Source organism: Janthinobacterium sp. UMAB-56 (assembly GCF_900095265.1).
GTDB lineage: Bacteria > Pseudomonadota > Gammaproteobacteria > Burkholderiales > Burkholderiaceae_D > Janthinobacterium.
This window is the reverse complement of the sequence record NZ_LT607683.1, coordinates 1-12,662: the sequence shown is the minus strand read 5'-3', so window position 1 is coordinate 12,662 and position 12,662 is coordinate 1. Positions and strand designations below refer to the sequence as shown.

Sequence of the window (12,662 nt, the reverse complement as noted above, 5' to 3'; positions counted from 1 at the left end):
TAGGGCGTGGTGCGCAGCGTTTCGCCGTAGCGGCCGATGACGGTCTTTTCGTCCTTGGCCAGGGTGACGACCAGTTCCTTGCGCGGCACCAGGGCGCCGCCCTGGGCGCGCAGGTACTCGGCCCAGCAGGCGCGCTTTTCCCCGTCGATCTTTTGCACGGCATTCCAGGCGCGGCGCATGGCGGCCGGCGCTTCATTGACCATGCTTTCCTCGATGCGGCGCAGTTCGCGCCACACGGTGACGGGCGCGCCGCCCCATTGCTGGAATTGTCGGATGCCCCAGCAAGCGGCCCAAGACTCGACGCGCGCCGATGGCGTCAGCTCGACATCGCCTTCGGTGTCGGCCGTGACGACATAGCCTTCCTTGGTTTTGTGTTCAGCCACGCCGTCGATGTTCTTGGCCACGTACTTGGCGATGTAGCCAGCGGCGCTGCCCTTTGCCCAGTCGATGCGTTTCACGTCCAGGCGGCGCGCGAAGGCGCCCGGTTCGCCACGATCCACGCGCCAGGCGTAGCGCTTCATGATGCGGATGGCGCGGCCGGCCACGTCCTGCAGGTGGACCGTCTTGTATTTCGCAGTAGGGCGCACGAACAGCAGCAGATGCCAATGCGGGCAGCCATCGTGGTGGGGTTCGGCGATGCGAAAGCCGTACAGGCCGATGCCCCGGCGCGCCAGCGCGGAGCGGCACAGCGACGTCATCTTGCCCAGGTAGGCATTCGCTTCGCGCGGCGTAGAGCCGTCGAACTTGTCGTTCGGCTTGCCGCTGTGCTGCATGGCGTGAAAGCGTGATGGACACGTCCAGGTGATGAAAATGCCCTGGTCGCCGCACTCGCGGGCGATCTGCTCAAAGCCGTTGATGCGCAACATCAGTTCGCCCCGGCGTATGGCCTTGTTGGCCGTCGTTTTCTCGGCCAGCTCGGCGATGCTGAATTGCTGGCCGTTCTCGTTTTGCACCAGGGTGGCGGCCAGTGCTGCCGCGTTGCGGCGGTTTTGCGCCAGGCGCGACAGCACGGCGTCGTTGCTGGCGTAGGGTTCGCCGCGATAGTTCACATAGCCCAGGCGGATATTGCCGGCCTCGAAGGCGCGCTTGACCCGCTTGCGCAATTGGCGGCGCCACCAGCGGGCGTCCACCAGGCGTGCGATGGTGTCGGTCTGCTCGTCGAACTCGGGCAGCTCGATGCCATACGAGGCGCATTCATCGGCCATGATCTGCTGGGCGTGCGTGTCGGAAATGGCGGTCCACAGCATTTTCACGACGCCGGCCGCCGCGCGTTCGGCGGTGGCCACGATGTCGGCGTCGCTCTGCGACAGGTCCACGCCGGCCGGCACGTACAGGTCCGCGAACTCGCGCACAAAGCCGGTGGCGACGGATTCATAGACTTTGTACCAGGATGACCAGGCCATCTTGGCCAGGGCGGCCGTGATGACACGGTTGCGCCATTTATATGGAATGCGGGCCAGCTCGGGCGCGAACTGGGCGGATCGCAAGAAGGCTTCGTGACGCTGCGGGGCAGGCAGCAGGATTTGTTTAGATTGCATTCAACAGTCTTTCGTACACACGGATAGCGGCAGAGGTAGCGGCGCGTAGCTCGATGCGCTCTTCCTCAGTAAATGAATGGATAGGCGATTCCCAGCGGTCGGCGTCTAGGCCGGCGGCGATCAGCACGGACCGGCGCGCTCCACGCGGCGACAATCCCCAGGCCTGAGCCATGAAGGGCGCCAGGTTGCGCGGCTTGATGCTGCGTAGCTGGGCCTTGGCTTCGGCGATGGCGGCCAGCGCATGCCCGGCGCCCGGTGGCGTCGGCATGTCCTTGTCGCGCGCGGCCAGAATCTCGGCGGCGGGCTGGAAGGACAGGTGGTTGTCGATAAGGGACGCCGGCATGGTTCAGTCCTTGATGAAGCCAATGGCCCGCAGCACGCCGGGGGCAATGACGATCAGGAGCGACAGCACCCAGATGCCGCAGGTCTTGGCCAGTCGCAGCATTAGAGCGCTCCTTCCTTGGCAAAATACTTGGCCCAGTAAGTCAGCGTGCGCGACGAGCTTGTGCATTGCACGACGCCGGATTCGCTGGCGAACAGGTAGCGCAGCTCGATGGGCAGATTACCGACCAGTGCACGCTGGCTGTCTGGCGAGAAGAAACCGCCATGCTGCAGCGCGTGCAGATCGCTGATGATGAAGGTGAGATTGGCAGCGCCATAGGCGTGATAGGTCTTGACGATCTCGCGGAGATAATCGGACAGCACGGCAATGCTGTCAGGAGTGCGGGTGCGAGTTTGAGCATTGGCCAGCAACAGGAAACAGGTAGGAGCGACGGGCACGACGCATTTTTCAAGGACTGGTCGGCCCGGCTTCGGCATTCCAGGTATTCCGGATTGGCTGGTGGCGTGCAGCGTGTTTTCCATCGGTTTTCCTTATTTCAGGTTGAACGAATCCCGCACGCTCAAAAGGGAGCGCTGCAGGGCACAGCAAAAGAGGGGAGTTACAGCGGCCGAGCTATGGCGGCGCGAGGATCGGCATGGTATTCATCAGCAGCCCGCCGTGAGGTCAAAGGCAAGCTGGCTGGTGGCTGCAGTGCGCGCATGCTGGGACATAGGGATGCGGATATCGGCCTTCGGCATGGCGGACAGTGATAGGGTGCGTAGCACTTCCAGGCCTGCCACGAAGACGTGCCCGCAGTCGGGGTTCTGGCACATGTAGGTAATTTCCTTGAACATGGCAGACATCATGCGGCTTTTGACGGCGCGGACGGTGTAGCTGCAGTGCGGGCAGGGCAGGCCGATGACTCTCATTTCAGCTTTCTTTCCACTTGGTACAGGGCGCGACCGCGACCCGTCATGTTTTTTGACTGCTTGCGTAAGCGCGACTTGACGAGCCATTCGGCCGCCTGTTCGATACTTGCCAGCCCTTGCCGTTGACGAACGACTTCCAGCGCTGCAAGTTCATCGTCATTGATATGAATTTCGTGATCGGGCATGTTCGGCAGCTTTTCAGTTACTCAAAAGTTACTATTCAGGGACTCGGTTTAAGCGCTGCGACGCTGTACGCTGTCGATGTCGTCTGCAGCAATGGCGGCAAGGGCTTCACGCATGACGATCTGGCGCACCAGTACAGCTATTTCTTCGCCCTGGTAATTGGCGATAGAGGAAACGAGCTGGTGCTCATAATCGTCCAGGCGCAGCATGACTTTATGTTTGCGAATACGTTTTGCATCGGGGTACATGGGCCTGCTCCTGTGCAGTTAAGCTTGATGAACAAGGGAGAATTGGTCTAGTTCGGCCTCATATGATTGCAGGCCACGCAGCAGCATCAGGCGCATAAATGACGCCCGCGAACGGGAGTCTTTCTGCGCAAATTTTTCTACGCGCTCAATCTCAGGAGGAAGTAAGCGAATAGGGATGGGCTGCGAAAGTGGATTCTTTGGCTGCCGCGTCACGGGGGCGATAGTTGTCATAAGGTATGATTTGTATACGTCACATGGTAATGACGTAAATATAGTGCGAAAAACTGCACTTGTAAAGCAAAAGGTGAGAAATTGCGTGAAATTATTGGAGTGCGTCTTAAGGCTGAACGTGAACGACTTGGCTATAACCAGGCTGATTTTGCGGCAGTAGGCGGGGCATCAAAGCGTACGCAGATCGATTGGGAGCAAGGGAAGCAAGTACCAAACGCGGAGTTTCTAGCTGCTGTTTCGGCAATCGGGGTTGATGTGCTCTATGTTGTAACGGGTCAATTCACGCCTGGGAACTTGAGCGCGGACGAGAGTGAAGTTGTTGCTGGATACCGCAAGATGGATATTCGCGGAAAGGCTGGCGTGCTTGGCTTAATCGGCGGAATGAACCAGCCTCAGAACCTTGTGCAGCCAGTGCACCATGGTGATATTGGCCAAAATATCTACGGTGATATCACTGGGCCAAATACGGTAAAAATGCCCGATAAGCGAAAGAAGAAACCCATTTAAATGGGATGTTTCCTCTTGCCAGTACACAGTGAGAGAAGGCTTCATTTTGCGCAAAATGTTGTAAAATTGAAATTATAAGTTGTAAAGATGTGGATTTCGGAATGGATAGACCAGAATTTAGTGGCGATGTTGGGCAGAATGTCTTTGGAAATATTGTTGAAGCTCCCCGGCTGAACAATGTAGTTACACTGCACTTGGGCGCAGAAAAAGTTGACGTTGAATTAATTACCGATTTCCAACGACGTCGTATCAATGCTCTGGTGAAAGACCTGTCCGCACTTACAGGTGACCATCCCTTGGACGTGTACAGAATCATCATTACAGACTTCGGTTTAAAGAAGATCAAAGAGTTACCACTTGCGAGGTATTCGGAAGTGAAAAATCTATTGGAGACTTGGATAAAAGATGCCAAGTCTGCTGATATCCCCACAGACCAAGGCGAGGAATTATCAGAAATTCCTGCATCACCACGAACTGTTGTGAGAGGCAATGCTGAGAACTCCTGCCAAGTATGTGAGGAGCGAGCCGCTAACATCGGCAAACTTCAACGAACTGCAAGGGTACGATTGATTTTGCTTAGCATGTCTTTAGCTGCGTGTGGCTGGCTCCTATACAAGTCTCCTGTAAGCGGGGAGTCAAGCACTTCTTTCGTAGATAGTAGGTGCTACATTGCCGGAAAATCCTACTCGATAGGACATATTGAAAAATCTAGGGGAAGCGTCCCCGTTGAGTGCGTTGGAGCCATTGGCGATATGCCGGCAATGTGGCTTCCCGCTAATCGAGCACATTAACGACAGCAGTTGCATTGTTTGTGGCTTAGCACTTCCTGATAGTTGAAATGCGTGAGCTGTGTGCTTAGCGCGGTTGCAATGGTTTCCGGATCAGCAGCCGCCAAAATTTTATGCCATATTTCTTTGGAGCGTACTTGGTCAGATATTCCCAGTATCTGCCGATGGATATGGCTCCGAATTTCGTTTTCCTGGCGTTCTACTTCTTCTAAATTTCTGGTAATCATGACACTCTCCAATATTGATGCTTTTGATGTACTAACTGGCCAAATTTTTGCAAAATTGTACGAAAATTTCCCGAAACCAATCTTGCTGGAAGCGAGACGATTTGTGGAAGGCGGCGACGCTGCTTGCTTCAATGCTGACAGCTTCACAGGTGCCGAACTGACTCCACCGGCAGAGGCATTTATCAACACCGCCACATGGTTGCTGCAAGAGGGGTACATCTCCGTGCGCCCCAATAGCAAGACAGTGACAGGCTTTGCCGACGCGGTGCTTTCTGAAAAAGGTCTGATCGCCCTTAAAGCTGTTCCCGATAGTCTGGTTAGCCGCGCTACTTTGGGCGAGAGATTGGTGCAATCAGTTAAGGCCGGCACTACCGAGACACTCAAGGTTGTCGCAAATGAAGTATTGAGTGTCCTGGTAAAGTCTGTCTCCCTCCCGTAATTCGTTACGCCTACGTTTGGGAAGTCGTCTCCGCCGGCTTCCATGGTTCCTCGCTGTTCTCCCGAATGATCTCGCGCACTTCCTTGATGTGCTCCCACGCCAGTTTCGCTGCCCGCTTGGCTCCATGCTTGCTCTTGTAAAGATGCTCCAGCGTTTTGAGCTGGCCCGTGGCGCCGGCCTGCTCCTGCCCCACTTTTTTCTTCTTCGCCGCCACGTCTTTCCACTTGGCCACCACGCCGGTGACGCCTTCATCCGGGTCTTTCTCGTCCTCGCGCTCGGCCTCGACCGCTTCCGTCTTCGTTTCAAACTCCACGCGCGTGGTAAAGCCGTTGCCGCCCAGGCTGTGCGTGACCTTGACCGATAGCCACTCGGTGGCGTCGATCTCGGGCTTGAAGCCTGTCACGGTGACGGGCGATTGCGGGAACACGGTCGGGTTGCCCAGGGCCAGGCTCATTTCAAAGGTGGCCAGGCCGCGCAGGATGCGCTGCCATTCGGCGACGGCCGCCGCTCGCGCATCGGTTTCGTTGGCAAAGGTGGTGCGCAGGCGCTTACTGTTGCCGGGCACGCCGGCCACGACGCTGCGGCGGCGCGCGTAGCGCTCGTCGTGCCAGAAGGCGCGCACGCCCGTGTAGGCGTCGCTTTCGGCGCTGTGGTAGCGGTGGCCGTCGCCCAGGGCGCGCGTGATGGGGATGACGGGCAGCGCCTTGCCGCTGGCCGAGCGGCTCTGGTTGATGGGGATGAAGAGCAGGGTGTCGTTCTTGACGGTGGCCACCGCGTCGTATTTCCTGCCCAGCCGACGCAGGAAGGCGGCATCGCTTTCATGGGTCTGGTCGATGTGCTCGACGGCGGTATCGCGCAGGCGCGCCGACACGCCCGACGCCAGCTCGTTGCGAAAGGCGATGGCCTCGATGATGGCGCCCAGGGTGGTTTTGTGAAAGCTGTGTTCCTGCTGCTGTTTAAACGTGTCGATCAGGTTGGCCGACCTGGCGCGCAGGGTGATGGTGTCGGGCGCGCCGCTGTGCTCCACCTCGTCGACGGTGAACTTGCCCATGTCCACCAGGCCGGACGCTTGCCAGCCCAGCGCCAGGGCGATCTGCGCGCCGCGCGGCGGCAGGGCCAGCTTGCCGTCGCTGTCATCGAGCGAGATATCGAGCTGGTCGCTCTCGTCGCCACGGCACAAGGTCAGGGTCAGATTAATCAGCCGCGGTGAGACGATGGCCGTCAGATCCTTGTCCTCGATGCTGACCTTGAAGGCGGGGATATGCTCGCTCATTTGAACTTGTCCGCCGCGCTGCCGATGGCGCCGCTGATGCTGCCGCCGATCTTGTCCTTCATTTCGCTGACCACGCCGCCGTATTTCGAGGTGATACCACCGACGACATTGCCCACCACGCTGCCCACGGCATTCTTGGCCGCGCCCGCGATGCTGCTGGTCATGCCGTCGATGCTGAGCATGTTTTTCAGGTCGCCGATGTCGCCCAGGCCGACCATGGCCAGCACGCCGTCGTCGTCGCGCTTGAGTGCAATCGAGAACTCGACGCGGCGCGCGCCGCCGCTGCCGTCGAGGATGGTGCGGCCCTCGGTCATGCTGGTGATGCGGTAGGAGCCGAGAATGCGGCCTGTGCCCTGGATCAGAATCCACGATTTACCTGTGTCGGCCATCATGCGCAGGGCATCGAGCGAATACAGGGAGCCGGTCAGTTCCGGCGCCACCCAGCCCGACAGGGTAATCGTGTCGTCACCTGGCCCCACGTACTGGTGCGCGTCGCGCAGGCCCACGCGGGCCGTGCTGGCGTGCTTCCATTCCGTTTGCCGCTGCAGCTCGTGATAGGCCAGGGTAGGCAGGCTGAACACGAACATTCCTAAAATCATCATCATGGTGTGCATCTTTCTTAATCGTGGTCGCGCAGGGACGAGCGGATGCGTGCCGCCTTTTCGCGGTCGCGCTGTTCCATGGCCGCGTACACGGCGCGGGCGATGGCCTGAGGATCGGAACCGGCTTGCGCCTGGATGGTGATTTCGATCTTGTCGCCCTGAATGCTCAATCCGGCGCCGAACCCGCCTTGTGACAGTGGTGCGCGCGTGTCGAAGGCGCTTGCGGGTAACGCCGTGGCCGTGCCGATGGCGATGCCGGCGCCGAGCTGGGTCAGGCGCTGCGCCAGGCCGGATACCTTGGCAATCGGCGCGCCCTCGCTGCGGTCCAGGCCCACGGCCAGGCCCTGCATGGTGTAGTCGCCCAGCTGGGCAAACACGCGGCTTGGGCTGTGGATGCCCAGCTTTTCCTTGAACCAGGCAATGGTGCTGGAACCGGCATTGCTGATGGCGTCCTTCACGGCGCCCATGGAACCCGTGATGCCGTTGACCAGCCCGCGCAGGATGTTGGCGCCGAACTCGGTGAACTGGGCCGGCAGCTTGATGCCGAACCAGCTCAACACGCCCGCGAACGCCTGATAAAACACGCCGACCGGTGACCAGTTGATGATCAGGGCCGTGATGCTGCCCATGCCACCCGCGCAGACGGCGCGCAGGCGCGACCAGATATCGGCAAAGAAGGCGGAAATAGGCGCCCAGGACGCGGTGATGCGCTGCAGGATGCTGGCGCCAAAGTCGGTGAACTTGGCCGGCAGCGCAATGCCGAACCAGCCCAGCACGCCCGCGAAGGCGCGATAGAACAGGCCCAGCGGTGACCAGTTGGCGACCAAGGCGCTGACGCCGCCAATGCCGCCGGCAAACGCGATCTTGATCTGCGACCAGATACCAGTGAAGAGGCCCGCAAGCGGTGCCAGGCCTGCGGCGATGCGCTCCCGGATGCTGGCGGCAAAGTCGGTGAACCTGGCCGGCAGCGCAACGCCGAACCAGCCCAGCACGCCCGCGAAGGCGCGATAGAACAGGCCCAGTGGCGACCAGTCGGCGATCAGGCTATTGATGCCGGTAAAGCCGCCGGCAAACGCCGCCTTGACGTCTGACCACAGGCCACCAAAGAATCCCTTGATCGGTTCCCAATATTTGTAGATCAGGAAGGCGGCGCCGGCAATGACCGTGATGGCGATGCCAATCGGGGTCATCAGAAGCGCGCGGCCCAGCCACAGCACGGCGCGGCCCACCCACATGAAGGCGCCGCCCAGGCCGCGCAAGATGGGCGTGAGCACGCCGCCCGTTACGCCCATCTTGGCGAACATGACGTGCAGCATGGCATACGGGCCGATCATGGCGGCAATGCCCAGCATCAGCGGCCCCAGCACCAGCAGCAGGCCGGCCAGCACGGCAAAGGCGGTAATCATGACCTTGGCTACGGTCGGGTTGCGCTCCATGAAACCATTCAGGCGCTGCACGGCGCTGATGGCCAGTTCCAGCCCCTGCGCGTACAGCGGCAGGATTTTCTCGCCCATGGTGAGCTTGAGGTTGGCCAGCTTGGACTGCGCCTCCAGTTCTTTGCCGGCGGCAGAGTCGCGGCCCAGCTTTTCCAGCTTGCCGATATCGGCGGCGCCACGGTTAAGCTTTTCGTTCTTGTGGATCTGCACGCGCTGCAAGTACATCTGCGAATACAGGTTCGACGCGGTGCGGTTGGAAAAAATGCTGCCGATGGCGTCGAGCACCTGTTTCTTTTCCGTGATGCCCTTCTTGGCCAGTTGCGGCAACAGCACCTTTTCCAGCCATTCGAACTGGTTTTCGCGGAACAGTTCCGCGCCCAGCAGCGCGCCGGGATCGAGGAACGAGACTTGCCCCGCCTTGTCGTGCTTGACCTTGCTCTTGTCGCCAATCAGGCCGAACTCTTCCAGCTTCCTGGCTGAGCGCTTGGTGGTGCGGCCCTGATACAAGTTCTGGTAGGCGCTCATCAGGGACGTGCCGACGCGGTTGCCGCTCATTTCCTGCACCAGCGGCTCCATCTGGTAGTAAAAGGCATCATCTTTCAGACCCTTGGCGGCGATGCCGCCCGTTTTGATCATGTTCAGCCACTCATTCGGGCCGACGCGCCCGCCCGTGGCGGTGATGACCTGCTGCACGATATTGGCCTGGGCTTCGAACTTTTCCTTGCTCTCCAGGCCGCCGCGCAGCTCGATTACCTTGAGCATGTCCATGAACTTGCGTTCGTTGTCGGCGCCCTCGGCCTCGCCAAAGAAGGCGTGATTGGCAAACTTCATCTTGGCCAGAGTAGGGGCGACCATTTCCGCGTGGTGTACATCGGCAAAGGCGCTCATGCCGTCGCGCATGAGTTGCAGGTTGTCGAGCTGGCTGGTGCCGTAAGTCTTCATGTTGCGCGCGAAGGCGACGGCCTCGGCTGACACCTTATCGCCCAGGCCCAGGGCGTTGACCCTGCCGACTTCCGTTTGATAGTGCTTTGCCTCGTTCAGCCCCTTGACGACGGGCGCGCCGATGACGGCGCCCGTGGCGGTGGCGCCTGCGCCGGCCATGGCCAGGTTGCCCGCCTTGTTGCGTAGCTTGTCGGCGTGCTGGGTGGCATTGGTGACGCGCTGCTGCTTGGCGGCGGACGCGGCCAGGCGCTTTTGTTGCGAGGCCAGTTCAACGTTCGTTAACTGGATACTGTTTTTTAGCCATTCCTGCGCCTTGCCCAACTGGCGCGTGTCGATGCCTGCGTCTTTCAGGCTGGTGCGCAGGACGCGGAATTGCTGGCTCTGCTCTCGGCCTTTCAGCGTCAAGGCCTGCGTGACCTTCGTCGCCGCCTTCAAATCACGCGTCATGGCGCGTGTAGGAGACTCGGTCTGTTTTATGCTTGCGGCCAGCTCTTTTACTTTTTTTTGAGCTTCTTTCAGCTCAACCCCCGTTGTTCGAATGCCGCTATGCAGTTCGCGGAATTTCCCCAGGTTTCTCTGCTGGGTGTTCAGATCGCGCAAGCGGTCGCTGGTGGCCTTCAAGGCCTTGGCCGTGTCGCTGGAACCGCCCATGATTTTTTTCAGCGGGCCGGTGATCTTGTCCAGCGCTGCAAACACTACCTGTAACCTCAAATCCCGACCAGCCATTTATTCCGCTCCGCTTCGTTGCCTGGCGCGTTCGCGCCAGGCCATCAGTTCATCAATCGTAAAACCGTCCATCGCTGCCGGCGTCCAGTGAAAGACGCCGGCAATGTCGGCCATGGCGTCTTCTACTTCGTCGGGGATACCGAAAGACGATCGGCTTTGCTCGCCAAAAAACCGGCAACCTCGGCGCCCACGGCCAGCAGGTCGGCCGGGTCCATGTTGGCGATGTCGTGCGCGGTCAAGGTCGGTTCGGTAATGCGCGGCAGTACGATCTGCAGGGCCGACACGTTCAGGTTGGCCAGCTCGATCAGGGAAATGCCGCGCAGGGCGCCCGCCTTGGGTTTACGCACGGTGAGCGAGGTGATGAAGCTGTCGCCGCGTTTGATCGGTTCATCCAGCTCGATGACGGCGCTGTTTTGGGTATCGTTGTGCATGGTGTGTTCCTTGTTGTGGTGTAATTAAAAAGGGGTTACAGGCCGATGGCCTTGCGGATGGCCGCGTTGGTGTCGCCGCCGCCAAAGTTCTCGGTGCCGCTCATGAAGTCCAGTTCGATGACGGTGGCGCCGTCGATCATCAGCTTGTAATAGCTGCACGCCATGGTGTATTTATGGGTCGTGTCGTCGCCCATCTTGGCGCCGCCCATATCGATTTCCTTGTAACGGCCGTGCACGACCACTTCCACGGCGGCGACCGTGCCGTCATCGTCTTCCTGGTAGGCGCCGGCAAAGCGCAGTTGCACGGCGCCGTGCGCGTGCGCGCCGTACTGTTTCAGGGCTTCGGCGATCAGACCGCCCGCGCTCCATTCCAGCGACAGCGCCTCATTGCCGAAGTCCACGGACACGGGGCCGCTCATACCGCCGGCGCGGTACTCTTCCATCTTGCGGCTCAGTTTCGGCAAGGTGACTTCGGGCACCATGCCCATGAAGGAGACGCCGTTCTGGAACAGGTTGAAGTTTTTCAGTTTGCGGGGCAGGCCCATAATTTCTCCAGTATTTCAATGCGCCCGCGCTGGCGCGGGCAGGATGGTGATGGTGATGGTGATTACGCGGCGATGCGGGAGGCGAAGTCGGCCAGGTAGCGGTCGGTGATGCGCTGCTGGAATTTCAGGTTTTCCAGCGGCGGCACGGGCGTGTAGTCGTAGTCGATAGCCAGCTTGCCGTCTTTCAAGCCTGTCTTGTCGTTGTACTGCTCGTCATACCAGGCATGGCCGTCAATGATGTAGCCCTGCAATTTCAGGTCGCGGAACTTGGCATTGATGCTTTCCAGCAGGTCGCGCACCAGGGACGGGTGCAAGGGCACATCGACATAGGCGAAGTGCGCCTCGGCGATGGTGTCGGCCAGCACCTGGGCCGTGCGCGTGTAGCTTTCGAAATAGAAGAAGCCGCCCGGCGCCTCGCAGGTACGTGAACCCCAGAAGCGGTAACCGCCCATGTTAATCAGGGTGGTCACTTCCTTGGCATTGAGCACGCCGGCATCGGTGGCCGGGTCTTGCAGGTCGAAAAACACATCCTTGCTGATGCCGGTCGGGCCGTTGACGACCACGTTCGACAGCGTTTTGTGCCAGCCCGTTTCCTCGTCGATCTTGGCACGCAGGCCCATGGCGTAAGCCACGGCGGAAATGCTGGCCTCTTCGTCGGTAGCGGTATTCCAGTTCACGAAATCCGGCCAGATCATCATGATTTCGCGCTGGCCGAACTGGCCGCGATAGGCGGTCGCCGCCGTGACGGTGGCGCAGCCATAGGCGGACGCATACACGAAGCCGCGCAGGCGCTGTGCGACGCTGGCCAGGGCATTGGTGACGGCCTGGGTGTCCAGCCCCGGCGCGCCCAGGATGCGCGGTTTCACGCCCAGCTTGCTTTGTGCCGCCAGCAGCGCCTGGGCGCCCAAGTACTTGCCATCGGGCGAGACGCCGCCCACGGCGTTGCTGGTGGTTTCCGCTTCCGTCTCGCCCTGGTCCACGCGCACCACGATGGTCAGCGGTTTGGTCTGCGCGGCAATCGCCTGCAGTGCGCGATACAAGGTGCCGGTCTTGCCGGCCTTGCCCATGGCGGCCAGCACGTTGGTGACGAGCACGGGCGTATCGAGCGGGAAGGCCGCCGGGTCGGCATCGTCGGCCGTGGCGATCAGGCCCAGCACGGCGGTGGAGACGGTCCGGATGGGACGCGAACCCTCGTTGATTTCAATGACGCGCACGCCATGGTGGTAGTCTGTAGGCATGGATGGCTCTCCTGGTGGAAGGTAAAAGGGCGGATTCAGTCTTCGCCGCTGGCGGGC

General features: G+C 60.2%; 17 protein-coding genes. 3 read left to right on the top strand and 14 right to left on the bottom strand.

Annotated elements, in window-relative coordinates:
* The 6 genes from K0F85_RS28075 to K0F85_RS28050 all read right to left on the bottom strand — a co-directional run.
* On the bottom strand, positions 1-1,538 hold a 1,538-nt coding region (locus K0F85_RS28075; protein ID WP_219119090.1), incomplete at its 3' end, for a replication endonuclease.
* Positions 1,528-1,881 (bottom strand): hypothetical protein, encoded by a 354-nt coding sequence (locus tag K0F85_RS29085; RefSeq protein ID WP_035820917.1) that lies wholly within the window; start codon positions 1,879-1,881, stop codon positions 1,528-1,530. The genes K0F85_RS29085 and K0F85_RS28075, both read right to left, overlap by 11 nt.
* A 101-nt stretch (positions 1,882-1,982) precedes the next feature.
* The gene (locus K0F85_RS28065; RefSeq protein WP_219119089.1) at positions 1,983-2,402 is read right to left on the bottom strand and encodes a hypothetical protein; all 420 of its coding nucleotides are present in this window, start codon (positions 2,400-2,402) and stop codon (positions 1,983-1,985) included.
* 123 nt (positions 2,403-2,525) lie between these two features.
* Positions 2,526-2,789: an ogr/Delta-like zinc finger family protein gene (locus K0F85_RS28060; protein WP_219119088.1), complete on the bottom strand. Its 264-nt coding sequence runs from the start codon at positions 2,787-2,789 to the stop codon at positions 2,526-2,528.
* Entirely contained in the window at positions 2,786-2,974 is a 189-nt protein-coding gene (locus K0F85_RS28055; protein ID WP_219119087.1) for a hypothetical protein, read from the bottom strand. The genes K0F85_RS28060 and K0F85_RS28055 overlap by 4 nt, the downstream gene beginning before the upstream one ends.
* 48 nt (positions 2,975-3,022) lie before the next feature.
* Positions 3,023-3,220: a hypothetical protein gene (locus tag K0F85_RS28050; protein WP_219119086.1), complete on the bottom strand. Its 198-nt coding sequence runs from the start codon at positions 3,218-3,220 to the stop codon at positions 3,023-3,025.
* Positions 3,221-3,532: 312 nt separating this feature from the next.
* Here K0F85_RS28050 and K0F85_RS28045 point away from each other — a divergent pair, with 312 nt between their 5' ends.
* Both K0F85_RS28045 and K0F85_RS28040 read left to right on the top strand, forming a co-directional pair.
* Positions 3,533-3,958 (top strand): helix-turn-helix domain-containing protein, encoded by a 426-nt coding sequence (locus K0F85_RS28045; RefSeq protein ID WP_257638213.1) that lies wholly within the window; start codon positions 3,533-3,535, stop codon positions 3,956-3,958.
* A gap of 101 nt (positions 3,959-4,059) precedes the next feature.
* Complete coding sequence (locus K0F85_RS28040) at positions 4,060-4,749, top strand: hypothetical protein (protein ID WP_219119085.1); 690 nt, start codon at positions 4,060-4,062, stop codon at positions 4,747-4,749.
* Here K0F85_RS28040 and K0F85_RS28035 read toward each other — a convergent pair.
* On the bottom strand, positions 4,746-4,973 hold the full coding sequence (locus K0F85_RS28035) for a hypothetical protein (RefSeq protein ID WP_219119084.1): 228 nt from the start codon (positions 4,971-4,973) through the stop codon (positions 4,746-4,748). The two genes, K0F85_RS28040 and K0F85_RS28035, sit on opposite strands and share 4 nt — an antisense overlap.
* On the opposite strand from K0F85_RS28035, the gene K0F85_RS28030 reads away from it, so the two are divergent.
* A complete protein-coding gene (locus K0F85_RS28030; protein ID WP_219119083.1) occupies positions 4,972-5,412 on the top strand; it encodes a hypothetical protein in 441 nt (146 codons plus the stop codon). The two genes, K0F85_RS28035 and K0F85_RS28030, sit on opposite strands and share 2 nt — an antisense overlap.
* A gap of 10 nt (positions 5,413-5,422) precedes the next feature.
* On the opposite strand, the gene K0F85_RS28025 is transcribed toward K0F85_RS28030, so the two are convergent.
* The 7 genes from K0F85_RS28025 to K0F85_RS27995 all read right to left on the bottom strand — a co-directional run bounded on the left by K0F85_RS28025 (position 5,423) and on the right by K0F85_RS27995 (position 12,605).
* The gene (locus K0F85_RS28025) at positions 5,423-6,685 is read right to left on the bottom strand and encodes a phage late control D family protein (protein ID WP_219119082.1); all 1,263 of its coding nucleotides are present in this window, start codon (positions 6,683-6,685) and stop codon (positions 5,423-5,425) included.
* Positions 6,682-7,290: a phage tail protein gene (locus K0F85_RS28020; protein ID WP_046682352.1), complete on the bottom strand. Its 609-nt coding sequence runs from the start codon at positions 7,288-7,290 to the stop codon at positions 6,682-6,684. Before K0F85_RS28020 ends, K0F85_RS28025 begins: the two co-directional genes overlap by 4 nt.
* A gap of 14 nt (positions 7,291-7,304) precedes the next feature.
* Entirely contained in the window at positions 7,305-10,391 is a 3,087-nt protein-coding gene (locus K0F85_RS28015; protein ID WP_374198847.1) for a phage tail protein, read from the bottom strand.
* Positions 10,392-10,505, bottom strand: coding sequence for a GpE family phage tail protein (locus tag K0F85_RS28010; RefSeq protein ID WP_071650284.1), 114 nt, complete (start codon positions 10,503-10,505; stop codon positions 10,392-10,394). It abuts the gene before it with no gap.
* A gap of 8 nt (positions 10,506-10,513) precedes the next feature.
* The gene (locus K0F85_RS28005; protein WP_219119080.1) at positions 10,514-10,822 is read right to left on the bottom strand and encodes a phage tail assembly protein; all 309 of its coding nucleotides are present in this window, start codon (positions 10,820-10,822) and stop codon (positions 10,514-10,516) included.
* Positions 10,823-10,857: 35 nt separating this feature from the next.
* Positions 10,858-11,367, bottom strand: coding sequence for a phage major tail tube protein (locus K0F85_RS28000; protein WP_219119079.1), 510 nt, complete (start codon positions 11,365-11,367; stop codon positions 10,858-10,860).
* A 62-nt stretch (positions 11,368-11,429) separates the two neighbouring features.
* Positions 11,430-12,605, bottom strand: a complete 1,176-nt coding sequence (locus K0F85_RS27995; protein WP_219119078.1) for a phage tail sheath protein — start codon at positions 12,603-12,605, stop codon at positions 11,430-11,432.
* Between the last annotated feature and the right edge of the window lie 57 nt (positions 12,606-12,662).

Excerpts from the sequence above, each read along its gene's own strand:
- K0F85_RS29085 (WP_035820917.1), bottom strand. The coding sequence starts at position 1,881 with ATGCCGGCGTCCCTTATCGACAACCACCTGTCCTTCCAGCCCGCCGCC.
- K0F85_RS28065 (WP_219119089.1), bottom strand. The coding sequence starts at position 2,402 with ATGGAAAACACGCTGCACGCCACCAGCCAATCCGGAATACCTGGAATG.
- K0F85_RS28060 (WP_219119088.1), bottom strand. The coding sequence starts at position 2,789 with ATGAGAGTCATCGGCCTGCCCTGCCCGCACTGCAGCTACACCGTCCGC.
- K0F85_RS28055 (WP_219119087.1), bottom strand. The coding sequence starts at position 2,974 with ATGCCCGATCACGAAATTCATATCAATGACGATGAACTTGCAGCGCTG.
- K0F85_RS28050 (WP_219119086.1), bottom strand. The coding sequence starts at position 3,220 with ATGTACCCCGATGCAAAACGTATTCGCAAACATAAAGTCATGCTGCGC.
- K0F85_RS28040 (WP_219119085.1), top strand. The coding sequence starts at position 4,060 with ATGGATAGACCAGAATTTAGTGGCGATGTTGGGCAGAATGTCTTTGGA.
- K0F85_RS28030 (WP_219119083.1), top strand. The coding sequence starts at position 4,972 with ATGACACTCTCCAATATTGATGCTTTTGATGTACTAACTGGCCAAATT.
- K0F85_RS28035 (WP_219119084.1), bottom strand. The coding sequence starts at position 4,973 with ATGATTACCAGAAATTTAGAAGAAGTAGAACGCCAGGAAAACGAAATT.
- K0F85_RS28025 (WP_219119082.1), bottom strand. The coding sequence starts at position 6,685 with ATGAGCGAGCATATCCCCGCCTTCAAGGTCAGCATCGAGGACAAGGAT.
- K0F85_RS28020 (WP_046682352.1), bottom strand. The coding sequence starts at position 7,290 with ATGATGATGATTTTAGGAATGTTCGTGTTCAGCCTGCCTACCCTGGCC.
- K0F85_RS28015 (WP_374198847.1), bottom strand. The coding sequence starts at position 10,391 with ATGGCTGGTCGGGATTTGAGGTTACAGGTAGTGTTTGCAGCGCTGGAC.
- K0F85_RS28010 (WP_071650284.1), bottom strand. The coding sequence starts at position 10,505 with ATGGCCGACATTGCCGGCGTCTTTCACTGGACGCCGGCAGCGATGGAC.
- K0F85_RS28005 (WP_219119080.1), bottom strand. The coding sequence starts at position 10,822 with ATGCACAACGATACCCAAAACAGCGCCGTCATCGAGCTGGATGAACCG.
- K0F85_RS28000 (WP_219119079.1), bottom strand. The coding sequence starts at position 11,367 with ATGGGCCTGCCCCGCAAACTGAAAAACTTCAACCTGTTCCAGAACGGC.
- K0F85_RS27995 (WP_219119078.1), bottom strand. The coding sequence starts at position 12,605 with ATGCCTACAGACTACCACCATGGCGTGCGCGTCATTGAAATCAACGAG.